General features: G+C 36.4%; 20 protein-coding genes and 2 pseudogenes. 12 read left to right on the top strand and 10 right to left on the bottom strand.

Going from position 1 to position 25,093, the window contains the following annotated elements; translation table 11 throughout:
* Window positions 1-38 precede the first annotated feature (38 nt).
* The 4 genes from TY13_RS14280 to TY13_RS14265 all read left to right on the top strand — a co-directional run bounded on the left by TY13_RS14280 (window position 39) and on the right by TY13_RS14265 (window position 3,824).
* On the top strand, window positions 39-881 hold the full coding sequence (locus TY13_RS14280) for a class II fructose-bisphosphate aldolase (RefSeq protein ID WP_042477356.1): 843 nt from the start codon (window positions 39-41) through the stop codon (window positions 879-881).
* Window positions 878-1,810: a 1-phosphofructokinase gene (gene pfkB, locus TY13_RS14275; protein ID WP_042477354.1), complete on the top strand. Its 933-nt coding sequence runs from the start codon at window positions 878-880 to the stop codon at window positions 1,808-1,810. Before TY13_RS14280 ends, pfkB begins: the two co-directional genes overlap by 4 nt.
* 15 nt (window positions 1,811-1,825) lie before the next feature.
* Window positions 1,826-2,839, top strand: coding sequence for an SIS domain-containing protein (locus TY13_RS14270; RefSeq protein WP_195891704.1), 1,014 nt, complete (start codon window positions 1,826-1,828; stop codon window positions 2,837-2,839).
* Between the two features lie 109 nt (window positions 2,840-2,948).
* On the top strand, window positions 2,949-3,824 hold the full coding sequence (locus TY13_RS14265) for an ROK family protein (protein ID WP_042477351.1): 876 nt from the start codon (window positions 2,949-2,951) through the stop codon (window positions 3,822-3,824).
* Between the two features lie 97 nt (window positions 3,825-3,921).
* Here the strand turns inward: TY13_RS14265 and TY13_RS14260 are convergent, their stop codons facing one another.
* Together TY13_RS14260 and TY13_RS14255 are read right to left on the bottom strand one after the other, a co-directional pair.
* On the bottom strand, window positions 3,922-5,019 hold the full coding sequence (locus TY13_RS14260; RefSeq protein WP_042477348.1) for an ABC transporter ATP-binding protein: 1,098 nt from the start codon (window positions 5,017-5,019) through the stop codon (window positions 3,922-3,924).
* Window positions 5,020-5,101: 82 nt separating this feature from the next.
* Window positions 5,102-6,007: a PucR family transcriptional regulator gene (locus TY13_RS14255; protein WP_042477345.1), complete on the bottom strand. Its 906-nt coding sequence runs from the start codon at window positions 6,005-6,007 to the stop codon at window positions 5,102-5,104.
* 88 nt (window positions 6,008-6,095) lie between these two features.
* On the opposite strand from TY13_RS14255, the gene TY13_RS14250 reads away from it, so the two are divergent.
* Window positions 6,096-6,515, top strand: coding sequence for a DUF1801 domain-containing protein (locus TY13_RS14250; RefSeq protein WP_042477343.1), 420 nt, complete (start codon window positions 6,096-6,098; stop codon window positions 6,513-6,515).
* A 40-nt stretch (window positions 6,516-6,555) separates the two neighbouring features.
* On the opposite strand, the gene TY13_RS14245 is transcribed toward TY13_RS14250, so the two are convergent.
* Window positions 6,556-7,167: a Yip1 family protein gene (locus TY13_RS14245; protein ID WP_042477340.1), complete on the bottom strand. Its 612-nt coding sequence runs from the start codon at window positions 7,165-7,167 to the stop codon at window positions 6,556-6,558.
* Window positions 7,168-7,351: 184 nt separating this feature from the next.
* Here TY13_RS14245 and TY13_RS14240 point away from each other — a divergent pair, with 184 nt between their 5' ends.
* The 5 genes and pseudogenes from TY13_RS14240 to pyrF form a co-directional block, all read left to right on the top strand.
* Entirely contained in the window at window positions 7,352-8,170 is an 819-nt protein-coding gene (locus TY13_RS14240; RefSeq protein ID WP_042477338.1) for a purine-nucleoside phosphorylase, read from the top strand.
* Between the two features lie 281 nt (window positions 8,171-8,451).
* Window positions 8,452-9,459 (top strand): annotated as a pseudogene (locus TY13_RS21425) (HAMP domain-containing protein); the annotation flags it as partial.
* Window positions 9,454-10,401, top strand: coding sequence for a methyl-accepting chemotaxis protein (locus TY13_RS21420; protein ID WP_456061800.1), 948 nt, complete (start codon window positions 9,454-9,456; stop codon window positions 10,399-10,401). The pseudogene TY13_RS21425 and the gene TY13_RS21420, both read left to right, overlap by 6 nt.
* 258 nt (window positions 10,402-10,659) lie before the next feature.
* Window positions 10,660-11,880, top strand: a complete 1,221-nt coding sequence (locus TY13_RS14230; protein ID WP_042477332.1) for an RNA-splicing ligase RtcB — start codon at window positions 10,660-10,662, stop codon at window positions 11,878-11,880.
* A 230-nt stretch (window positions 11,881-12,110) separates the two neighbouring features.
* Window positions 12,111-13,040: pseudogene (pyrF, locus tag TY13_RS14225) on the top strand (orotidine-5'-phosphate decarboxylase); the annotation flags it as partial.
* A gap of 83 nt (window positions 13,041-13,123) precedes the next feature.
* Here pyrF and TY13_RS14220 read toward each other — a convergent pair.
* Window positions 13,124-14,098: a dimethylarginine dimethylaminohydrolase family protein gene (locus TY13_RS14220; RefSeq protein ID WP_042477329.1), complete on the bottom strand. Its 975-nt coding sequence runs from the start codon at window positions 14,096-14,098 to the stop codon at window positions 13,124-13,126.
* 249 nt (window positions 14,099-14,347) lie between these two features.
* Here TY13_RS14220 and TY13_RS14215 point away from each other — a divergent pair, with 249 nt between their 5' ends.
* The gene (locus TY13_RS14215) at window positions 14,348-15,058 is read left to right on the top strand and encodes an SDR family NAD(P)-dependent oxidoreductase (RefSeq protein WP_042477326.1); all 711 of its coding nucleotides are present in this window, start codon (window positions 14,348-14,350) and stop codon (window positions 15,056-15,058) included.
* Window positions 15,022-16,332 carry a class I adenylate-forming enzyme family protein gene (locus TY13_RS14210; protein WP_042477325.1) on the top strand — a complete coding sequence of 437 codons (1,311 nt, stop codon included), beginning with the start codon at window positions 15,022-15,024 and terminating at the stop codon, window positions 16,330-16,332. The genes TY13_RS14215 and TY13_RS14210 overlap by 37 nt, the downstream gene beginning before the upstream one ends.
* 105 nt (window positions 16,333-16,437) lie before the next feature.
* Here the strand turns inward: TY13_RS14210 and TY13_RS14205 are convergent, their stop codons facing one another.
* The 6 genes from TY13_RS14205 to TY13_RS14180 all read right to left on the bottom strand — a co-directional run bounded on the left by TY13_RS14205 (window position 16,438) and on the right by TY13_RS14180 (window position 24,986).
* On the bottom strand, window positions 16,438-17,307 hold the full coding sequence (locus tag TY13_RS14205) for an ABC transporter ATP-binding protein (protein ID WP_052344344.1): 870 nt from the start codon (window positions 17,305-17,307) through the stop codon (window positions 16,438-16,440).
* On the bottom strand, window positions 17,307-19,784 hold the full coding sequence (locus tag TY13_RS14200; RefSeq protein ID WP_042477321.1) for a hypothetical protein: 2,478 nt from the start codon (window positions 19,782-19,784) through the stop codon (window positions 17,307-17,309). The genes TY13_RS14205 and TY13_RS14200 overlap by 1 nt, the downstream gene beginning before the upstream one ends.
* 93 nt (window positions 19,785-19,877) lie before the next feature.
* A complete protein-coding gene (locus TY13_RS14195; RefSeq protein WP_042477319.1) occupies window positions 19,878-20,192 on the bottom strand; it encodes a hypothetical protein in 315 nt (104 codons plus the stop codon).
* A gap of 204 nt (window positions 20,193-20,396) precedes the next feature.
* Window positions 20,397-20,873 (bottom strand): helix-turn-helix transcriptional regulator, encoded by a 477-nt coding sequence (locus tag TY13_RS14190; RefSeq protein WP_042477317.1) that lies wholly within the window; start codon window positions 20,871-20,873, stop codon window positions 20,397-20,399.
* 159 nt (window positions 20,874-21,032) lie between these two features.
* Window positions 21,033-22,172 (bottom strand): methyl-accepting chemotaxis protein, encoded by a 1,140-nt coding sequence (locus tag TY13_RS14185; RefSeq protein ID WP_407637736.1) that lies wholly within the window; start codon window positions 22,170-22,172, stop codon window positions 21,033-21,035.
* Window positions 22,173-23,192: 1,020 nt separating this feature from the next.
* Window positions 23,193-24,986, bottom strand: coding sequence for an S-layer homology domain-containing protein (locus TY13_RS14180; RefSeq protein ID WP_081797003.1), 1,794 nt, complete (start codon window positions 24,984-24,986; stop codon window positions 23,193-23,195).
* Between the last annotated feature and the right edge of the window lie 107 nt (window positions 24,987-25,093).

Here is a 25,093-nt window from a genome sequence, read left to right as displayed (position 1 = left end):
TTAAATTATACCAACAACCCGTTGACGGAGGAGTAAAAATGACATTAGTTACTACAACTGAAATGCTACAAGATGCTTATAAAAATAATTATGCTATTGGCGCTTTTGGGGCGCATAATTTAGAAATTATTAAAGCGATTATAACTGGGGCAGAAAAAGAAGGGGCTCCAGTTATTTTACAAACAACTTCAAGCACATATAAGTATGTTGAGATGCCATATATGATTGCAATGGCAAAGGCTGCTGCTGAACAAGCTAAAGTGCCAGTAGCATTACATTTAGACCACGGTGAATCGTTTAGTGTAGTAATGGAATGTTTAAGAGCAGGCTATACATCAGTTATGATTGATGGTTCTCATCTACCTTTTGAAGAAAATATCCAACTAGTAAAAAAAGTTGTTGAGGTAGCTAGTGCGGTGAATGTACCTGTCGAAGCAGAGCTAGGTACGATTGGCGGCGTAGAGGATGATTTAGAGGTAGATGAAAAAAATGCCTTCTTTACAGACCCAAAGCTTGCGGAACGATTTGTGCAAGAAACAGGGATTCAATCATTTGCACCAGCCTTTGGTACAGCACATGGCAAGTATAAGCAAGAGCCGAAGTTACAGTTTGAGCTTTTAGAAGAAATTCACAATGTAACCAACATACCGTTAGTAATGCATGGTGCATCAGGTGTCCCAGAAGCAAGTGTACGCAAAGCAATGAATTACGGTATTGCCAAAGTGAATTTTTCAACAGAGCTAAAGGATTTATTTGCTGAGCAACTGCGAGCTTTCTTTATCCAAAACCCAAATGAAAATGATCCTAGAAAATACTTTCTTCCAGCACGTGAAGCATTAGTAGAGCTAGTACAGCAAAAGATTGTGATGTTACAAAAATGATTACAACAATTACTTTAAATGCAGCAATTGACCAAGTTTATGAGATGGATAGTTTTATAGTTGGTCAGACAAATCGCGTTATCAACAAGCGTCAGCAAGGTGGAGGCAAAGGCGTAAATGTTGCACGTGTTATTACAGCTCTAGGTGGTCAGGCATGTATTAGCGGTTTCGTTGGAGGCTTAAATGGGAAGAAAATCGACTTGCTATTAAAAGAGGAAAAAATGCATGCTGAATTTGTTCATATAGCGGGAGAAAGTCGAGTTTGCTTAACTGTCATTGATAAGCAAACAGAAAATATAACAGAACTATTAGAACAAGGACCGACAATTCAACCTGAGGAATGGCAGCGATTGCTTTTATGGCTGAAGGAGCAAACAAAGAAATCCACTTATTTCGTATTATCAGGTAGCTTACCTAAAGGACTTCCGACAACTGCTTATGCAACGATGATTACGCTATTAAAGCAAAAAGGGGCTCGGGTCATGCTTGATACAAGCGGCGAAGCTTTATATGAAGGGGTACGAGCAGTACCTTTCGCGATTAAGCCAAATGAGGATGAGGTTACACAGCTTCTTGGTAAAGCAGTTGAATCAGAGCAGGATTTAATACAGGCTGGTGAAAGGCTACAAGCGTTAGGCATTGAACATATTTGCTTTTCTCTAGGAGCTAAAGGAGCGCTATTCATTAATGAATCTGGTGTATTTCGAGTAAATGCACCGAAAATAGAAGTTGTTAATACAGTAGGTAGCGGAGATTCCTTTTTAGGGGGGCTCACGTATAAATTATCACAAGGTGCACCGTACAGCGAGGCTTATAAATGGGCTGTTGCATGCGGCTCAGCCAACGCAAGTGAAAAAGACATTGGCAAGGTACATTTACAGGTTGTCGAGGATTTTGCCAAACAGTTACTTATAACAAAAATAAAATAAAAAGAGGGATTTATTATGCATACGTATAATGAAATTATGACACAGGCTAATCAGCTAGAAAAAACAAATAAAATTGTACAAGAACAAATATTTAACGAGGAAGCTGTAGACATCACATTATTTACAGGCTGTGGTACATCATTTTATTTAGCAATTGCCGCTGCACGCTATTACCAAGCTGTAACAGGAGAGCTAGCTCTAGCAGTTCCAGCATCGGAGTTATTTTTACACACTAGTACGCATATTTTACCAAGTAAAAAATACCGCATTGTTGGGATTTCACGTTCCGGTACAACTTCGGAAATAATTATTGCATTAGAACATTTAAAAGGTGCATCTAATATTAAGACAATGGCAGTTACATGTAATGGTGATACACCTATGGCTGAAGTGACTCAAGAAGTAATTGCTTTAAATAGTATTTCAGAGAAAAGCGTAGTTATGACACAGTCATTCTCAAATATGCTTTATGCATTGCAGCTCTATGCAGCGAAACAGAGCAAACGTGCTGATGTATTAGAACAGTTAAATAAAGTACCCGCATTCGTAAGTGCTGCGCTGGAAAAAGGGGAACAATTAAAGCAAGTAACAGAGGATGTAACGAAAAAACGCTTTATTTTCTTAGGCTCAGGTGCTTATAATGGCTTGGCAAAGGAAGCAACACTGAAGCTAAAAGAAATGACACAAACAGAATGTGAAAGCTACTCTAATTTAGAATTCCGACACGGTCCAATTTCTATTGTAGATAAAGAAACAGTTGTTGTTTTATTTACACAAAAGGAAACGAAGGAGTATGACCAAGCATTAATTAAAGATATTCAAAAGCTTGGTGGGTTCGTTATCGTAATAGGGGTTGCTAATGAGGAATTACAATCTGATTTAATTATTAAACTGTCGGATGAATTAGACGATTTAAACCGACTTGTCGAGGTTGTTCCTTACTTCCAGCTTTTAGCGTATCAACGCGCGATATTTAAAGGCTTTGACCCAGATAAGCCACGCAATTTAACGCAAGTAGTAAGCCTTTAATTCCCTATAGCATTCGAACGCCTTGTTATTTCCAGATTTATTAGTAGGTTTCAAAACAAGAACTTTAGTTCGTTGAGGCGGAATAGATTAGTCATTTGGTGGTGATAGTATGAGTTTTATTTTAGTAGCAGATATAGGCGGAACAAAGTTAGCGACAGCTTTGTTCAATCAAAATCAGCAATTAATAAATAGAAAAGAAGTGCCTAGTGATAAAACGAGTCGAGAAGCGTTATTCAATTGTTTACTTGCAAGCTTTCAAACCTTATGTGAGGAGCAAGAAATCTCAGTAAAGGATATTTCGAAAGTGTGTGTAGGTGTACCAGGTATTGTTGAACCACAGCAAGGAATTGCTGTTTTTCAAAATAATATCCCATGGGAGAAGTTCCCTATTTGTGACCGGTTAGCAAATATTTTCCCACATGCTCATATTAAGATGGATAACGATGTGTATATGGCTACATGGGGAGAATATAGAGCTAGGTCATTTTCCAAGGAAACAATGGTTTATATGACATTAAGTACAGGTATTTCTTGCTGCACAATTGTTAATGGAGAGTTTGTTAGAGGGGCTGGCTTTGCAGGAGAGATTGGTTTTAATGTTGTTAGTACAGACGGAGCAACATTGGAGGAAAAAGTTGCAGGTCCAGCTATTGAAAAGCTAGGAAGGCAGTTGCTAAATGCTCACAGCATAACATTAAAGGATATGATGATACTTTATTATCAAGGAAATGCAATTATTTCAAAAATTATTGAGCAATTAGTTCAGCAAATAAGCAAGCAGTTAGAGCAAATTATTTTATTACTTGACCCACATTGTATAGTACTAGGAGGTGGCTTCTTCAATCACCACCCTATTATTGTAGAGCGCATTCAAGAAGAGTTAAAAGACCGTTTTGAAAATACTATCTTTGCAGGAAAAGAGAGAGCTATCGAAGGCAGTATAAATAGAGGAGATGCAGGACTCTACGGAGCAGCATTAAAATAAAAATAAATTATTATACCCCAGCTTAACTATAGTCCAGACTTTTCTGAGCTTGCTCAGAAAAATCTAGACAAGGATTAGCTGGGGTAATTGTTTTATCTTAGCGGATGCGTACCTCAGTATCCAAATCGAAGAAATGGGCGCGTGACATATCAAAGAAGAGCTTAGCTAATTGTCCTTGAGCAATTTTTGTATCAGAGTTAACACGCGCGATATATGGCTGACCATGAAGCTGTGTATGAAGCATTAACTCCGCTCCTGTTAATTCAGATACTTCTACATTAGCTGTTACTTCTGTAAAGAATGATTCTAAATTGACAGAGGAACCCTCATAAATATGCTCTGGGCGAATGCCAAGGAATAGCTCCTTTTGAATATAGCCTTGCTCCTTTAGTAGCTGATGTTGCTCTGCTGGAACTGTTAGCACAGTATCTCCAATTTTAATACCACCCTCTTGTAAAACCCCTTTAAAGAAATTCATAGATGGGGAGCCAATAAAACCACCAACAAATTTGTTTTCAGGTGTTCCATATACTTCCTCGGGTGTGCCTATTTGCTGTACAATACCATCCTTCATAACAACAAGGCGAGATGCCATCGTCATAGCCTCTGTTTGGTCATGCGTTACATAAATCGTAGTTGTTTTTAAACGTTGATGTAGCTTAGTAATTTCAGCTCGCATTTGTACACGTAATTTAGCATCTAAGTTAGATAAAGGCTCATCCATTAAGAAGATATGCGCATCACGAACGATTGCTCGGCCAAGTGCAACACGCTGTCTCTGTCCCCCCGATAAAGCCTTTGGTTTACGGTCTAAATATTTCTCTAAATCAAGAATAGCTGCTGCATTATGTACACGCTCTTTAATTTCCTGTTTCGAAAATTTGCGTAGCTTTAAGCCAAAAGCCATATTATCAAATACCGTCATATGCGGATATAGCGCATAGTTTTGGAAGACCATTGCAATATCTCGGTCTTTTGGAGGTACATCATTCATTCTTTTTCCATCAATTAAGAAATCCCCTGATGAAATTTCCTCCAGCCCTGCAATCATACGTAAAGTCGTTGATTTCCCACAGCCAGAAGGACCGACAAGTACGATAAATTCTTGATCTTGAATTGCTAAATTGAAATCTTTAACTGCAGTTACGTCACCTTCATATTTTTTGAAAATATTTTTTAATACTACTTTTTCCATCGTAATACCCCTTTGCTTGTTTTTTTTAGTGTATAGAAAACAAGCGAAAAAGCCTATGTTGAAAACGCCCAATTTTCAGACATTATTTTTGTGCATTTTTTGAAAAGGTCTGCAAAAAGCTTGCAAAATAAACAACGATTGCTCCATCCATACTTTTTGTTGAGATATTTGTTATATCTTGAAATTTTTGAAGACGATAATTAAGTGTATTGCGATGAATATGTAATTTTTTTGATGTGATTGAACTATTCAAGCCACATTCATAAAATACCTTTACAGTATTTAGTAGCTCCTCGTCAGATTGTAATGGTATTACGATTTGCTGCTCAATAAATTGTAATATTGAAGAAGGCATTTGTTTCATAAGTAAAATGGGTAATATCATCTCGAAAGAATACACTTGCCCCGTATTTTTATAATGGATACATTCTTCAAACCATTGTACTTCGCGTTGAAATTTTAGTGGAAAGTTCTCATCCACTACATAAAACTCACCTTGATATAAATGAATTCGAGCGAAAAAATCTACTTCGAGTGTGCGTATAAGTGCAATGAAATCCTCCTTACCATTTATAGATTGGGCTTTATATTCAATGACTATAAAATGCTTCGAGGAAGCTTGGAGTATTATTGAATTTGAATGAAAAAAATTTAATAAAGCCTCTGATAAATCCTCAAAGGAAGGTGAGTCGTTAGAAAATACTAATTGAATAACTCGCATTTGCTTTGCGGCTTGCTTTACAGGTATATCACCCTGTGTATATAAAAATGCATGCCACTCCTCTCGAGGAGTACTTACTGTAGCCATTATTTCAATATAAAGAGTGCTTAGCCATTCATAATCGCGTGTGCTAACCTCTCGCTTAGCAACAGAAAACCATTCTTCTGCTTGAGGGGAGTAGAAACAGTAAGAATCATCTTGTAAACTTACAGGCTTTACTTTATAGCGTTGATATGTTGAAAATAATTCTTGGAGTTGAATGGTCATAGTGCATTCCCTTTCCTAAATATTATTAAATGCGTTAATCTTATTTTAAAGAAAAACCTTTATTTTATAAAGAAAAGGAGGAGATACAATGTATGAGCCAAAAACGAAAGAAACGGACAGCAGTGTTATTGAATTTATTGAAGGTGTAGATAGTGTGAAAAAACGGGAGGATGCTTACGCATTATTAGAAATTTTTACTGAGGTAACAGGCTATGAGGCAAAAATGTGGGGACCAAGCATTATCGGTTTTGGTAAGTATCATTATAAATATGCTTCAGGGCATGAGGGAGATGCACCATTGGTTGGCTTTTCACCTCGCAAGGCAAAAATTAGTTTATATTTTGCACCAGGTGATCCAGCACGTGAGGCACTGCTTAATAACTTCGGTAAGCATACAACAGGAAAGGCCTGTGTTTATATCAATAAAATAGCAGATATTGATGTGGATATTTTAAAGGCATTAATTAAGCAATCGGTTGTGTTTTTACAGACAACATATCCAGAATAAAAAAGTGGATTTTGCAGTTTTTTGCAAAATCCATTTTTGTTTAGAAAGTAGAAAACATAGCCCAGAAAGCAAGGGCAAATAAAGTAAATAAAATAACGAAAAGAATGGTAACAGGAACCATGAGCGTGAAAAATGCTCTCCAATTTGAAAAACGATGTGCTTCAGCTACCACACCAACAGATAATACAAAGCCCCAAATGAGAATTATAAATGATAATAAAGCAATAACTGTAAAGAAAGCTGGGTATGGTGGTAAATAATCATAATATAACATAACTTCAGGCTCTACAATAAACCAAATAAGATAAAAAGGGCTAAGAATTATAGAGGGGATGGATACAATGCTCATCGCTTTAAACATATCTGCGTATGTTGAGCTTCCTTTAAACAGCTTTCCAATCCCCCATATGATTAACACAGAAAATGCTACGCCCAATATAGTTACGATAGGTGAAAAAATCGCCATTGATATAACTGAGCCCAATGACACAGGTTCACCCCAACCTAGTAAATTAACAGGTAAAGAGATGATTGAACAAACTAGTAAAATGACCGCGGCAAAGCCAAGTGTTTTATGATCAATCATATAACGAGCGGTTTGCTTAGGGTGCAACCACACAGATAGAAATGGGTTTAACGTTTTGTTATCCATAATGTCCCTCCAAAATAAAATATGTATTTACTTACAGTATAGCAAATAAAATAATCATATGTTTAATAATTTACTATAATGCTAAAGTAATAGTTAGCAACGCATCATTATTTATTTTAGTTATTTTACAATTTGGCTTTGTCGCATTAAACTAATGAAGAAAGTTATTAAAGGAGGCATTTTTATGCACAAAACTGAGGATATTTTAGCAGCTAAGCAATTTATTATGGATAAAATCACAGAGCAGCCAACAATCGGTATGATTTTAGGTTCGGGTTTAGGCCCACTTGCAGATGAAATCGAAAATGCAGTAACAATTCCATACAATGAGATTCCGCATTTTGCTAAATCAAGTGCTATTGGGCATGCAAATGAGTTAGTAATTGGGCAGCTAAAAGGAAAAACTGTTGTGGCAATGAAGGGGCGTTTCCATTATTATGAAGGATTTACTCTAGATGAAGTAACATTCCCTGTGCGAGTAATGAAGGCGCTAGGCGTTGAAAATTTACTAATTACAAATGCTTGTGGAGCTATTAATACAGATTTTAAACCAGGTGATTTAATGTTGATTACAGACCATATTAATTTAGTTGGTACAAATCCATTAATCGGACCGAATAATGATGAACTGGGGACACGTTTCCCAGACGTATCACAAGTATACAATCGAGAGCTACGCAATATTGCTTTAGAGGTAGCAGCAGCACAAGGAATGGCGTTACAGCAAGGTGTTTATGCTTGGTGGAGCGGTCCTTCTTATGAAACACCAGCAGAAATTCGCATGATTCGTACATTAGGTGCTGATGCTGTAGGAATGTCTACAGTACCTGAAGCTCTAGTTGCTGTACATGGCAATATGAAAGTATTAGGTATTTCATGCTTAACAAATATGGCATGCGGTATCTTAGATCAGCCCCTAAGCCATGATGAAGTAATTGAAGTAGCGGCACAAGTGAAAGAGAAATTTATCCGACTAGTGAAAGAAACAGTGGCGAAAATATAATTATTTGACTAATTCAAATTATGTTTATAGTAGTAAAAGTATCCATTTGAAATAGCTACCTAAAAAGTAAGCTTATACAGTGTTTTTAGGTAGCTATTTTTTTATGTAAAAAATGCAATTATAGATAAATGTTTTAGAAAATTCGGATATTTGCGTATTGCTTATGGATTACCATAAATTTATAATGAAACTATCCGTGTATTTATTCAAGGTCTTTTATTTTATAGAAGGATTTGAGTGAAAATAATAGTGTAGTATTAATATGAATAGGGGGACTTGCTATGAAGCGAGTTAGTCTTAGAAAGAAACTTATTTTCTCATTTCTACTGATTCTTTTAGTTCCAGCAATAATTATTGGTTATGTATCTTATCAAAGTGCTAAAGAACAGATTATGCATGAGCAGCAAGCGAGTGCAAAAGAGAGTGTGCGAGAGCTTGATTCTAATATCACAAATTTGATTGCGCCTAAAGTACATGATATAGAATATTTTGCCAACAAATTTAATGAGGCTTCCTTACAGCCTGAGCGACGTGAGGAGCTTAAGGAATTATTTAAGGAATATATCAATACGCATCCAGAGGTAGAGTTATTTTATATTGGTACAGGTGATGGAGAAATGATTGATGAACCAGTGAGTCAATATTCGAGTGATTTTGACCCTCGTAAACGTGCATGGTATACACAGGCGATGGAGAATAAAGATGTCATATCCATTTCGCCACCGTACCTAGCGCTGTCAACGAACAACATCGTAGTATCTGTGATGAAGCCTTTAGCCGATTACTCTGGAGTAATTGCGATTGATTTGAATATGTCTGTTTTAAGTGAAGTTGTGGATAATATTAAAATTGGACAAACGGGCTATACGGCATTATTAGATAGTCAAAAGTTATACATAGCACAGCAAGATAAAGAAAGTGGATCAGAAGCAACAGACAGTTATATTGAAGAGGTTTATGCTCAAGATAAAGGAATCGTAACTGAAAAAGATCGTCACATCTTGTTTGGAACAAATGAGTTAACGGGCTGGAAAGTACTAGGTACAATGTATACTGCAGAGGCAACGGCATCAGCAGCTAAAACATTAACCGTTATCATTATAATTGTTGCTATTGCCATTGTTTTAGGTATCGGATTTGTGTTATTAATGATTCGTTCGATTGTTCACCCAATTAAAGAGCTACAGGCTAGTGCCTTGAAAATTAGTGAAGGGGATTTAACAACTTTTATTAATATTCATACGAAAGATGAGATAGGACAACTAGGAGAAGCTTTCGTATCGATGAAGGTCAGCTTGAAAAACTTATTACAGCAGCTAGAGCAAAGTGCTCAGCAAGTACAAAACTCTGCACAAAACTTGGCAGCAAGTGCATCGCAAAATATAGCTGCTTCTGAACAAGTAACTGATGCGATGCAAGAAGTAGCGAGTAGTACAGAAAAGCAAACTGTAGGAATTGAGCAAAATGCCATTTCTATTGAGGAAGTAGCAAAGGGAATTGTTGAAGTAACAGATAGCACGATGCAAGTATCAGATTTGTCAGGATACGCGATTCAATTGGCAGATGAGGGTGGTCAATCTGTACAGCAAACTGTGAAACAGATGCAATCAATTCATACATCCGTTGTACAGTCAGATGAAACAATTAATTCACTTTATGCACGAACAAAAGAGATTGGTTCTATTTTAGAAATTATTACAGCAATTTCAGATCAAACAAATTTACTAGCATTAAATGCTGCAATTGAGGCAGCAAGAGCTGGTGAGCATGGTAAAGGTTTCGCAGTCGTTGCGGATGAAGTGCGCAAGCTAGCAGAGCAATCATTGCAATCGACGAACCAAATCTCCGAGCTGATTGCTGCAATTCAACAGGATACAGCGCAATCTGTACAAGCGATGGGTAAGGCATCAGCTGATGTAGAGGATGGATTAAAGCTAACTGAGCAAGCAAGCGAAAAATTCACAAGTATTGTGGAAAGCCTTCAAAATATTGCACCAAAAATTGAAGGCATTTCGGCAGCCTCTGAAGAAATTTCAGCCGTAGTGGAAGAAGTGTCAGCAACAGCATTAGAGCTGTCAGACCATGCAAAATCAAATGCCGCAGCTTCAGAGGAAGTGGCTGCATCGACAGAGCAGACATTAGCATCAATGCACGAAATGGCAGCAGCGGCTAAAGCTTTACAAGTGATGGCGGACGAGCTGCACGGATATATGGAGCAATTTAAATATTAATTTTTTGCAACTAAAGAAAAGCGGGAAATCAATTGTGAAAAACATTGATTTCTCGCTTTTTATTTATTCGTTAGTAGGGCGTTCGACTTCAATGACAATAGGATCATGCTCGACTATTTTTAAGGGAGCTGTGCTATTACTATATAGAACGAATGAAAGACTAATTTTTTCGCATATAATATCCAATTTTTAAGTTAATTGTAATACAGAACAAAATATACTACACTATCGTTTAAAGTGAAAAGGAGAGTGAAAGAAATGATTGAGGTAAACGGACGTTTTACAAATGCAAAAATTTATACGAATACAGCACAGCCAGCTGCGATTGAGCAAATTAAAGAGCTAACAGACCAAGCATTTATGGCAGATACAAAAATTCGTATTATGCCAGACTACCATGCAGGAAAGGGGTGTGTTATTGGCACGACGATCCAATTGCAGGGGCGTGTTGTGCCGAATCTTGTCGGGGTAGATGTTGGCTGTGGAGTTTTCGTTGCGCAACTAGATACACCTAGTATTAATTTTACAAAGCTGGATGCAACAATTCGCTCGCATGTGCCAAGTGGTCAGGATTTACATATAGAGCTATCGCCAGCACGTCAATTTGAGGAATTTGAAAGTGGAAATTTTATCGCCACAGGCATTAAAGATGACTATACGAATTTATCGCTTGGTACATTAGGCGGTGGCAATCATTTTATTGAACTCGCTAAGGATGATGAGGAAAAATACTATTTGTTGATTCATACAGGCTCCCGCTATATCGGTGCAAAAGTAGCGAATTGGCATCAAAAAAGAGCCTTTGAAGCATTGCGTCACAACGATGTGACTGCGATTATTAAACAGCTAAAAAATGAAGGTCGTGAGCAGGAAATTCAGGCTGCAATCGAGGTATATAAAGGGCAAAATCCAGCGATACCAAAAGATTTAGCCTATTTAGAGGGACAGCCTTTCCACGACTATATTCACGATATGAAAATTGCGCAGCGTTACGCGGTGATGAATCGTTGGACGATTGCTGAAACGATTGCTCAGCATATGGGATGGGCGTATACAGAGACGTTCGATACGATTCATAACTATATCGACACAGATACGATGACGCTACGCAAAGGGGCTGTGCGAGCGAATAAAGGAGAAAAGCTTGTTATTCCAATGAATATGCGAGACGGCTCGTTAATTTGTATTGGTAAGGGCAATGCGGATTGGAATTATTCAGCGCCACATGGAGCAGGCCGAGTTTATTCACGTCGCGCGGCAAAAAAAGAACTAAATATGAGCGATTTTAAAGAAACGATGCAGGGTATTTGGACGACATCAGTAACAGAGGACACGTTAGATGAAGCACCAATGGCTTACAAGCCGATGGAGGAAATTACGTCAGTGATTGGCGAAACGGTCGATATCATCAAAGCAATTAAGCCCGTTTATAATTTCAAGGCAAGTGAGGAGCAGAAGCCTTATATGAGGAGGAAGTAAAGGGTGTACTTTGAAACACTGCCAAACTGGTTTTGGATTATTTACTATTTATTTTTATTCGCAACAATAATGACAGCAATATCTACTATTTAAAAAAGAACTAGGATAAAGCGCAATATTTTGCTTGTAAAGAGCAAAAGGATGTATACATTGTTAGAACTAGGATTACAGGCAAATAAATTTCTAAGAAAAGAGAGATAAGACCATGATAAAAAACTTTTGCAGATAGAGTATGTAAAGAAGTAACATTAAAAAAATCGCATGCGGTTGTAGGACTTGACCCTGTAATAAATCGTATTCCTAGTTTTATCTTGAAAGAGGCAGAGCTAAAGTATGGCAAGAATCCTAGTGGAGCAGGCTATGCATTTTACGAATTCAATAAAATGATTATTGATACGATCCATGACAAGGTAGCTGTTGTTAAGCCTCAGCTAGCCTATTATGAGGTTTATGGTGCAGCGGGAATCGATGCATTTTGGAAAACAGTCGCTTATGCTAAGGAAAAAGGGTTGCTTGTAATTGCAGATGCGAAACGCGGAGATATAGATTCGACAGCAGCTGCCTATGCACAATCATTTTTCGGTGACTTACATAATGACTGGAAAGAGCATGTTGGTGTAGATTCATTAACGATTAATCCGTATTTAGGTGATGATAGTTTACAACCTTTTATTGATTCTGCCGTTAAAAATAATGCAGGGTTATTTATTTTAGTGAAGACAAGCAATCCGCGCTCTGGTGATATACAAGAATTAGTTGCGAATGGACAAGATGTGGCTGAGATAGTAGCAAAAATGGTGGATGAATACGCGCAAAATACATTAGGCGATTCAAATTATTCATCTGTAGGTGCTGTTGTAGGTGCGACTTATCCAGAAGCGCAAGCGAAATATAGAAAATTAATGCCGAATTCATTATTCCTTGTACCAGACTATGGAACACAAGGCGCTAAAGGTAAGGATATAGTGAATGCATTCAATGATGATGGCTTAGGAGCTTTAATTAGTGCATCTCGTAGCATTATTTATGCTTATGAAAAGTTAGATGCTGAAGAGTTAAATCAAGAAAGTATAAAGCACTATATTAGCTATGCAGTTAAGGTGATGAATGAAGATATTAATATGGCGCTAGATGCAGCTAATAAATTGGTATGGAATTAATATAGAGAGATATCAACTTAATCTAGCCTACAAAAAATCCACGGTCTATACCCTATATTCGGGATGTCCGTGGATTTTTTAACTTATTCAATACGCAAAAGCGGTTGTGTGCTACAGCGGAAGGAGCCACCGAAGCTACGTGAAATTTTAAAGTCAATATATTCAACTTTAATGCCGCGTTGCTCTAATTCAGCACCAATAAAATCAAATTCGAAGTCTGTAATGTAGACCTGGTCATTGATTGGTAAGCCATTTGTTGCAAGGCGTGAAGCTTGCTCAAGTGTCACATTAATTTTATCCCAATTTTTAAATTGCTTAGGAATGCCATCTAAAAATGCTTCCTCACAAATGATAATTAAGCCTTCACGTACGATGCTAAGTGCACAATCAAGATGTAAAATCGTATGGTGCAACGGCACTTCGATTACTTCATAACCAAAATTGCTCGTTAAATTTTTTAACCATTGTACACCATTGCTATTCGAAGCAAGACCAGAGTTTCCAACATAAATAGTTTTATCTAAAACTAATACGTCACCGCCCTCTAAAAATGGTCCATCCTCTGAATCGAGACCTGATGAAATGTCCGGTTTCGGAATTGAAACGTAGATACAGCTATATTTATTTGCTTCTTCTGCTAATATGTGACGCACTGGTAGCACTTCATTGCGGCGATGTGGGAAGCGCAAAGAGCCTTCGATTAGCATATTACCAATTGTGAAGAAAGGGTCTCTAGTAAAGAAGTTGCTGTAGCCATCCTCATAACCTATTTCTTTCTCATAATCTGTTAGCATGCGAGGTAAAAGCACCTCTACATCATATTTCTCTAAAACTTTTTTTAAATTCGCGCGTTCCTCTTCCCAAGCTTTTTGTCTTTCTGGGAAAACTTCTTTATAATTTTTCCCATTCACATCTGCATTTTTATATAGTTCAAGGCTTTCCTCTGTTAAAAAATCTTCATCTGTACCGGTATTATTTGCTGCAAAAGCAAATTCAGACTGTGCAAGGACAACTCTCTTTAATGGAGCAAATTCACTTTTCACAAAAATATTATTCATACTTTATCTCCTCCTTAAGAATTTCTCTGTATCGATAGTTATCGTAAGGTATATAGTTACAATATAGTCAAGAGTGTTTTAAGTAAAGAAATTTTTGTATCGAAATTTAGCAATAGCACCTTATTATCATTGGAAATTAGGTATTATTGCTTTAAGGAGCAAAAGCTTAGTTAAGCATTGGCACTACTATAAGAAAATCTGAAAATTCATTTCCTATTTGTGTTACATTAAAAGGAAGGGGGCGTTCGTATGCGTTTACAGGAGAAGCGACTTCGTCAGGCTGTACAGGGAAAGACCGTGTTGATTACTGGAGCTAGCTCAGGTATTGGGCGTGATGTAGCTTTGCTCTTGGCTCATTACGAGGCTAACTTGATACTTGTTGGACGCAATGAAGAGCGTTTGCGAGATGTTGCTTTAAAGACAGGTGCACAGATATATGTGATGGATTTGCGTGAGAAGGAAAATCGCCAGCGATTATGCCAAGAAATCAATCAACTTGATATTTTTATCAATAATGCAGGATTATCTATTCATCGTTCTATTTATGATTCATTAGAACGCGCACATGATTTTACACGTACGATGGCCATTAATTATTTTGCACCTGTTGAGTTAATGTTGCATTTTATTCCATTATTAGACGTAGCGCAGGGGCAGATTGTCAATGTTTCTACTATTAATACAAAATTTCGTCCAATGGCAAAATGGGCAGCTTATCAAGCATCAAAAGCTGCATTTGATACATGGCTACGAGCTGTTGCACCAGAAGTAAAGCATATAGTTTCTACAATATACTTGCCACTTGTTCGGACACCAATGATAGCATCAACGAAAAAATATGAGTATATGCCAGCTATGTCAAGCGAGACGGCAGCTAAGCGTATTGCTCGTCTACTTTATACAAAAAAGAAGGAGGATAAACCGTGGTGGCTATTATTTCTACGCTTCGTGAGACCTTAAAAATCAAAGCTTTTTTACGTATGCCTTTGAATCAGCTACTCAGAGCTGTTGTTCAGGAGGGACTATCAATTAATGCATTGTTAGCTTTTCACGCTAAAAGACAGCCACACTCTCCACTTTTTATTGAAAATCATTTAATCACTACATATGGTCAGTTTTACGATGATGTTGTTTATATGAGCTATGCTTTGTATGAATATGGAATTCGTGCAGGGCAGCATGTTGGCTTTCAATGCGACAATAGCGTAACACTATTGCGTGCGGTTTTTGCGGCAGAGCGAATAGGGGCGACAGTTGTATTACTACATACCGGGCGCTCTGTGAAAGGACATTTTGATTTTTTATTTACTGAAGAACAGCTAAAAGTATTACCACAAAAAGCGGCAGCTATATGTTTTCCAAAAAAGCAGGGGAAAGTTGTTTTACAAACAAGCGGTACAACGGGAGAGCCAAGAAGTGTACATACAGCCGTGCATACGCTGCTAGCTCCATTTCGAGCGTTGTTAGAGCGTATGCATTTTCATACATATCGTTATGTTTATGTTGCCACACCGTTTTTTCATGGCTATGGATTAGCCTTTTTAACTGCAACATTAGCAGCTGGTAACACAGTTATATTGAGCAAACGCTTTGATGTATCTTTGTTAAAAGCATATCCAATAGAGGCGATAACTGTTGTTCCAACACTGTTATCTCGTTTTAATCAAACGCCTTCATTACGCTGTATAGCTAGTGGAAGTGCACCGTTACAAAATAGCGAGCGCTTTGACGCTATTTTATACAATTTATACGGCACATCTGAAGTGGGGTTGGTGAGCATTGCAACGCCAGAACAACGCGCAATGTATCCAGCAACAATTGGATTACCTATTGATGGGCTAAATATTGTATATGATGAGAGCGAATTAATTGTTAATAATAAGCGGACTGGAGATTTAGTTGAAGAGAAAGAAGGTTTGCTGTTTATAAAAGGGCGCTTGCATGACAGAATTATTTCAGGTGGAGAAAATGTGTTTCCACAACATATTGAGCAAATAATAAGGACACATCCTAAAATAGATGATGTTGCTGTTACCAGTGTTGAGGATTCACAATTTGGCGAGCGCGTCATTGTTTATATTGTAGGGGATGGGGTAAGTGAACAAGAAATTTATACCTTTTGTAAGGAAAATTTAGCGAATTATGAATGTCCGAAACAAATTTATTTTGTAGCGGAATTACCGTATAGTGAGCTTGGAAAATTAAATCGTAGGGCTTTACCGAATTTATTGTAAGTACGATTGGTTTTTAGTCTTTTCTTGTAAAGAAAGAGTGAAGGGTACCTAAAAATTTTTTAGAGACACCCATTCACTCCTTTAGTATTTAATATTGTATACAATTCACTCGACATTATAAAAATACTTATAGATCTCTTCTAAATTCTTTTTACTGCGATTGACCGATTGAATCTGTACCCCATTTTTTATTAACCATTCAAGATACTTCTCCACATTATGCGCTGCATCTGTCAGTAGACGATTTTCACTAACTTGGAAGGGGAGGTGGCTGCCCTTCATCAATTGTTCTATGTTATCAAGGTACATAAATTCAATTTCATAAGGTGCCTCTAAACTTGATATTTCATCATTTGTGAACAGCTTACCTTCTTTAATAAACCAAATCGTGTCTGTTAAATCCTCTAATATATCCAAATTATGAGTTGAAATAAGAATGCTTATTTCTTGCGAATGTAAGGTGCGAATCAATTGTTTTAACTCGATAGTGCTCGTCGGATCCAATCCGTTAAATGGTTCATCCATTAAGATGATAAGCGGCTTTGTTAGTATGCTTAAAGCGATTAAGAGATGCTGTCTCATCCCATACGAATAAGATTTAACAGGCTGGTTGACATAGGAGCGTATACCGATTAAATCAATGACCTCATCTATTTCCTTCTTTTCTAAATCATAAATATTTGCCACAAAGGATAGGTGATCATAGCCAGATAGGTGCATATATAAGTAATTATCACTCGGTAAAAAAGAAATATATTTAAAAAAGTCAGGTTGGTTATTGGTAGTGTCCTTCACGGTAATTGTGCCGTTTTCAATATTTTCTAATGCGAGTATAGAGCGCATTAAAGTAGATTTTCCAGCTCCATTTGGTCCGACAAGGCCAATTATTTCTCCTGTATTGATAGAAAAAGAGATATTTTGTAGGACAGCTTTATTTTTATACTTCTTTGTCAGTTGATTTACTTGTAATACCATTATAATGCCCCCTTCCTTTTTGATAGAAGCCCTATACAGAACAGTATGCTTCCACTAATAAGTAAAATAATACTGCCATTTAAGTAATTTATTTTTGAATCCCTTGCTAAAATAGATTTCCAACCATCCACAACGTTCCATGTATCGAAGTAAACGAATGGATTGATATACATACCGCTCAAGGCAATATAGCGGTTTGCCAAAAAATAACCTACAGCTGCTACAATTAATGTAACTACAATTGTGGCATAGTGATTTTTCATCCACTTACCAATCAAGCTGAACAAGCTATTTAAAAAGAAAATTTGCGCAAAAATTAACAAACTACTTTTTAAAATAAGTGTGGACAAATTTTCAAAATAAAAAGAGGCATCATCAACTATTGAATAGAAATAAAGATCCGGATTTCGATCTACTGTATAGACTAAAATGGGATACCCGGCTTCCCCTAAACCACCAATTATAGTACTTAAGAGGAAAATAAAAATACTACTAATTAATAATAAGCTATAAGCGATAGCAAGATTATACGCCCATTTCGTCATATAAATGGAGGTAATGCGAATCGGCTTCGTAGTTAAAAAGTTGATTGACGGATTTGGCTGTCGCTCATCAGACATTGTCGTCCATAGCAAGAGCACGAAAACGGCTAACACGGATAGCATTATATTCCAATTTAAATATTTATAAATAGAAAACAAACTACTATTTCCGTATTTTGTATTTCGATCCTGATAGCGTTTTATGATTTTAGAGTTATCAAATGCTTTCCTTAGTTCATCGAAATTAGAAACCCAATGGTTCCCAAGAGGCCATGCTATTATTCCTTTTTCATCTAAAATATGTTGTTGCTCCTCAGACGCCATTACGGTTACAGTCCATAGTGCTCCATCGATTTCCTTATAAGTTGGATAATCAAACGATTGCAATGTTTCTCGAAATTTTTCAGGGAAATCATCAGAATGAATCTCGCCTTTTAAGCTTTCTAGCGCATTGTAAATATAGTTCGAATCTTCTACCATAGCTGTAAAAGGGTTTTCCTGAGGAGTATCTATTTCTTCGCCTGATTGCTGCTGTTTCAGAAGCTGCATTTCTTTTTCTAATTCAAAGTCATCCTCCATCATTTTCCATTTTGCGCGATTTTCAATAGTGAAGTTATGGAAATCTTCAATTGCTTTCAATGCTTTAATAGGCATGGATTGAAATTGCTGATTCACAATGACCACTGTTCCGCCAGTAATGCCGGATAGCAGAAGAAGTGTAAAGAGAATATGTCCTTTGCGCTTTTTTTTCAAATGTTCAAATTGAAAAAGCTTCCACTTACTTTGCGGGTGATATTGTTTTTTGTTCATATTAAAAACAGGTGTTCTAAAAATCATCCATTGCGATTTGATAATCGGATAAGAAATAATAAAGCATAAAATAAGTAAAATGAACATCCCTACCAAATAGCTGATATAGCGTTGTGTCGTCAATAAATGGACTTCGTATGAAACAAGTAGATGTATGGGGTTCGCCATATAGAAACCAAATCGTAATGAAATAATATATGCAATAATAAATGGTGTGCTTATCATTGCCGAGGTCATACCTAAAGAACTGCGTTGCTTCAATAAGCATGTGGCTAAGATTAATAAAAGTGTTATAAAAATGCCCCAGCTAATAGGAAGAAAGACGAGCCACTTCCAGACAGGTACCATTACAAGTGTAGAGCCTACAGTCACTTCGATTGGATAATGAATTGTATTAATATTGCCAGTGATAAGTGCTGGCAATAATGACAATGAGCTCGCTATTACTATGTATATAACGATGGTTAGTAAAAAAGGAATTAAGTAGCCGTAGTATGTTGCCGCGGAAGATAAAGAATTTATTTTAAAAAAATCAAACAGTCGATTCTCTCTATCAGATAAATATTTATAGCAAAAAATAAGCAAAAAAAGAAAAGCGGTGACAGGGCTAAATAATAATTGAAATAGTTGTTTGGTAAACAATGCTGTGTTATATGGCGTTGTTTGCTCAGTGTAAGATAAGCCGTATTCTATCAGTTTTTCGGCTTTACGTCGTTCAATCTCTAATAAATTTTTATTATTGTAAGGGATAGAATCAAAGCCTTCAAATTGTTCGTACTCGTTTAGGTATGCCAGATGTGCTGAAGCAATGTCTAAATCATTTGCCTTTAGCTTGCTTGAAATTTCTTTTATGTGCTGCTCTTGTAATAGCAGGCTATCTAGTGATTGGCGCTGTTCCTTCGTTAGCCCGATCTGCCTTTCCTTGCTAGTTGCTCTACCAATCAAAAAGTTCACAGTAATTTTGCGCTCTTTAAAAATTTCTACTAGCTCTTGTTGGGTGGCTCCTGTTTGATTGTGATTAATGATAAAGAGGGATGCGATAAGTAAAATAATTGCAAGTGGTAACAATAAAATACATTTGTTTTTAGTGATTCCTTTTAAAATAAAATAAACTACGTCTTTCATTGTATGCACCTCCAAATCTTTATTTATTATTTTTATTTATAAAAAATCCCCTTTAAAATAATGTACTTAAAGGGGATGATAAAAAATTATAAATTAATCATTTTCAAAAACGTATGGCTCTACATGAGAACCTACTCTAATAGTTCCAGTAAAAATAGAGTAATTTCCAGTGCTATCTGTTCCTCTGTTGTAAATATAACCTGAATATGTTTTGCCATTTCTAGTTTCAGTTACCCACATGGCAGATGTGTATGTCAATGGTACTGTTCTTGAAACGAAAATTGTATCTGATGCTGGAGTTATTACTGGTTCTAAATTTTCAGCAGCTTGGACACTTGAAAGAGTTACTGGTGCACTTAACGTGAAGGCTGTAATTAAACTTAAACTTAACATCTTAAATTTTTTCATAATTCTCCTCCATCTATTAGTAATGTTATAAGCAGTAAAAACTTGTATCTAGCGAAGAATATTGGCCAATAATTCTTACAATTTAATTTTGCCATATAAATACCTTTTTGTAAACTATGATTAATAATGGATGTTTATATTTTGTTAGTATAATAATTTTTGACCTTATTGCTAATTATCTTATTTTTATTGGTATATTTATTTTCAAAGAGTCTCCTCTTTCGTATTTGAATAAAAATAAAAACTTGTGACGAAATAAAGCACAATAGAAAAACCGACAATCGAATAAAAGGCTTTCATATTGAGTGAATTAATGTAGAGGAGATAAACAACGATAACGATTGGTATCACAATAAATCTGATAAGAGGATTTGACCATCCTTTCTTCATAAATACACCCCCCATTCTAAATGGTAAAAATAAAAGACCAAAAAACAATACTCCTAAAATATTTTGTAGCCATTTCATATTTTGTACTCCTTTCGTTTGTGTGAAATCAACAAAACGCAATTGTGTATCTAATGCATGTTCTATTAATTTTAGTGAAATAGGGTCGGGAACACTTTTGTCTAATTCCCATTTAGAAATCGTTTGTCTAGTGACAAATACTTTGTCTGCTAATTGCTGCTGTGTTAAATTTAATTCTGCTCTTCTAGAGCGAATTTTTTCTCCTAGCTTCATAATGTACCTCCTTCTGATTTCAGCATAAGTTACTTATTGTTTAAATTATAGCAATGACAGGTGTTGCGCCCGCAACAATAACTTATTTTTCTTGTTGCTGGGGGAAAAATAAAAAGTCTGGGACAGGTAAATAACAAACTGCCTTCCAGACTTTTTTAATTATGGGTTGATTGTAAATTTCATTACGGATTGCTCAAGCTGCTGTACTAATTGGTTTACTTGTACTATCTTTTCAGTAATTTCCTGAATATGCCCAACTTGCTCTACAGAGTATGTTGCAACGCCCTCTGTAGTTTGTGCAGCTTTACTTGCTAAATCTGTAGTTACTACAATTGACGCAGTTACGTCTTTCGAAAATATGGATATTTCCTCGGAAATTGTAGATACTTGTTTTATTTGAGTGACAACATCTTGAATTGATTGCAAAATTGTCGCAAAGGATTGCCCAGCAGCTTCAACGGCTTTTGAGCCTTCGGAAACATTTGTTGTTACAATAGTCATTGCTTGCACTGCAGAGTTTGTATCAGCATGGATTTTCTTGATTAGTGAAGCAATGCTATTAGCAGATTTTTCGGATTGCTCGGCAAGTTTTCGTACTTCCTCTGCTACAACGGCGAAACCTTTTCCTGCTTCACCAGCTCTGGCCGCTTCAATGGCCGCATTCAAAGCTAATAAATTTGTTTGGGACGCAATTTCACGAATAATATTAATAATCAATGATACTTCATTAGACTGATTTTCTAATGTTTGAATTGCTTGTGCAGATGTTGCAACTGAGCTATTAATAACATTCATTTGCTGTGAGACCTTTTCAATATGGTTATTCCCTAGCTTAACATTGTGTAAGCTCGTTGCAGATAGTTGCGCCACATTAGCAGATGCTTCATTAATTTGTTGAATACCATCTGCCATTTGTTCTAATGTTAAAGAACTTTGTTCAGAGCTTTTGTATTGGATTTGTGCTCCGGCAGATATTTCTTGAATAGCACTTGAAATATTGCTACTTGCTTCACTTGCTTTGTCGCTATTTTTTAGAACAGTATCTGTTGTAGCGCTTAACTGGGTTGAACTTGCATTAATATTAATAATAATATTTTGCAAATCCATTACCATTTGCTGCACAGCTCTTGTTAATGAGCCTATCTCATCTTTACGCGTAGTGTCGATTGTGACAGTTAAATTACCTTTGCCAATTTCACGTACTTGTGTAGCTAGTGTTCGCAATGGTTTTAGTAAATAGTTTGTTAAAAAATAAATAACGACTAAGCCTACTACTAATATAATCACTGTAATTATCATTATTTGTAGTTGTGTATTACTCATTGCTTTATGTATTGCTGAAGCGTCTAAATCTGCGCCGATAATGCCAATTACTTCTCCTGCTTCATTTGTAAAAGGGGCATAAATAGCAAATACAGCCCCATATGTAGAATCGTTAGAAAGCTGATATTGTACTTGTCCTGTGTCGAACGCTTCTTGTATTTTAGGGTATAGCTGTGGCTCTTCTTCCTGCACACCGATAGTTTGTTGAGTATTACTTGGTGTACCATCGACCATATAGTAATACTTAAGATCATCGCCATTTGAAATGCGAGACATCACATATAAGCTTGAAACATTATGTGTTTTTTGAAGATCGCCTAGATTATTTTGTAGCTCTGTATAATAGCCTTGCTTTGGTGCTCCAACTTCAAGCTGTTGATATTGTCGAATGTTGATAGTGGAAATTGCTTGTTCAATCATATCTAAGTTTTGGTGACCAACTGTTTCACTTACAACATTTAATGTAGTGCGCCCTGAAATATAACTAATAATAAGGCAGGATATAACGAGCAACACTGAAAACACGAGCAGCATTTTAAATTTCAAACTTGTTTTCATTTTTTAACCTCTTATAAATTATTTTGCAAACCTTTTTTGTATAGAAGGCTTCTTAGACATCGAAAAAGCAAAAAGAACACCACATGTGCGAACTTGGCAATATGTATCTAAGTGATATTTAGTTTATTAAATTTATGTAAATACTATGTTTTATAAGAAAAATAAACACTATTTATGTATAAAGTACCGTATAGAATCATTAGCCTTCTATAGAAAACATGAAACTTAAGTCCTTTTAATTGGTATTTTAACCTAATATCACAATCATAAAGTAACATAATCGAGTAGTGTCGTCAATTCTTACACTTAAAATATTAAGTGCATTTTGACTAATGTAAATTTAGATGAATAGGAAATAAGTTGCGTCTTATATGAATGAATAAAAGCATTGGGGGGAAGGCTAATAAAAGCCTGTTTTCCCCCAATGCTTTTGGTAGTTTATTTCAAGATAAATGATGAAATTTTTTCTACAAGCCCTTCAGTTAATTGTAATGTGGGGTTTGCATATGTTGCAAGATTACCATCTCGGTCAGCTGGAGCATCCTTCAATACGTGATTCATCGTATCAAAATAGATGATTTCAGCATCTGATTTCGCTGTGTGTAATCGTTCAGCATCAGTTTTTGTTATTTGTAAATCATTGTTTCCTTGAATAATTAATGTTGGTACATCTAACTCAGCTAATTTTACGGCTGGATCATATTTTAACCAAGATATTAGATAGGGCTGTACAGAAGGGCGGAACAGGGCATATAAGTCTTCTGGCACATTATCTACTATCTTGTCATTTTTCAATTGCTCTAAAATAGCTGCAACCTTTTCTAATGATGGCTGGGAGAATTGTACAGATAGTTGCTCAAGTAAAATTTCATCAATCGGACGACCCGCGCCAGCAATCGATGTAATCGATGCTACTGTTGATGTTTGCGCAGCTATAATACCTACTAGCGAGCCTTCACTATGTCCGATTAAATGAACAGATGAGAAACGAGGGTCTTGCTGTACGAATTTAATAATTTGCTCGACATCTTGTGAATAGCTTGTAAAGCGTAAATCTCCCTCATCTTTGAGTAGTTGGATATTATCGCCAACACCACGCTTATCAAAACGGATTGATGCGATACCTTGCTGCGCTAAGCCCTCCGCTAGCATTTTTAAGCTGTTATTTTCACCAGCGATTGAGTTGCCATCTTTAGTTGTTGGGCCAGACCCTGCGATAATAATAGCTACTGGCACTTTATCTGTAATATTTTTAGGCATTTCTAATGCGACCTTTAATTGTCCACCTTCAACAGGTACTGTTAATTCCTCATATGTGACAGTAGGTGGCTCATAAGGTGTTAAAATAAGTGGGAATGTCATACCATTTTGCGAGAAAGTTGCTGTAATACGGTCTTCCTCCACTTTTCCTTCAATGGTCATTACTGTCCCCGCGATTTCAACAGTAATTTGTAATTGGTCTTTTATTGTTTTGATTGAGCTAATAGGATAGTTATTTAATCCCTGAGCTGGTACAGAGAAGTATGCTTTTCCATCTTCATTAATTTGTAAAATAACAGATAGTGGGCTTTGTGGGATAGCAATTTTACCACTCCATTGACCAATTGGCATTATGCTTTCCTCCAGTTCGTTTTGCAATAATAATCTTTCTAAAAATACAGCAAATTGTCCACGTGTTAATGGCTCATTTAAGAAAAATTTATCGGAAGGTGTAATAATACTGTTGCTGCTTAATGCTTGTACATATGGATAGCTCCAATGGGATTTCGGTACGTCTAACAAAGGTATTGTTTCTGTTGCTTGTAAATTAAATGCTTGCGCTAAAATTTTTGCGATTTGGGCATAAGTAATAGGGGTGTTTGGATTAAAGCTAGCGTCAGGCTGTCCATCAATTAAGCCAGCTTTATAAGCGTTTTGAATTGTTTCATAGTAAGAATGCTCTTCTGATACATCAGAAAATCTCTTTCCATCTCTAATTGAAGGGAATTCAATTAAGCGTTCTAATACAACTAATACATGCTGGCGTGTTATTGTCTCCTGAGGTCGAAAGGTGTTGTCAGAAAAACCTGTAATAGCGCCTTTGTCATGTAGTAATTTAATAGCGCTTGCATAAGAGCTTGAAGGTACAATATCGCTAAAGATTGGCTGTTCGGCAGACGTCACTGTAGGTATGACAACAGCAGGCGTAATCGCTGTTGCCGCAATCATTGCTGCAAAATGCTTTTTCTTCATAATTCCTACTCCTCTCTATTATTCTATTTTTATGATAAATGGTTTTCTCTTATGTGGAAAGTGAAAGCCATTCATTAAATCTTTATAAGAAGTTTAATAGTGAGTGG

The organism is Bacillus ndiopicus (assembly GCF_000612805.1).
Taxonomy (GTDB): domain Bacteria; phylum Bacillota; class Bacilli; order Bacillales_A; family Planococcaceae; genus Metasolibacillus; species Metasolibacillus ndiopicus.
This window is presented reverse-complemented; position numbering and strand designations above follow the sequence as displayed.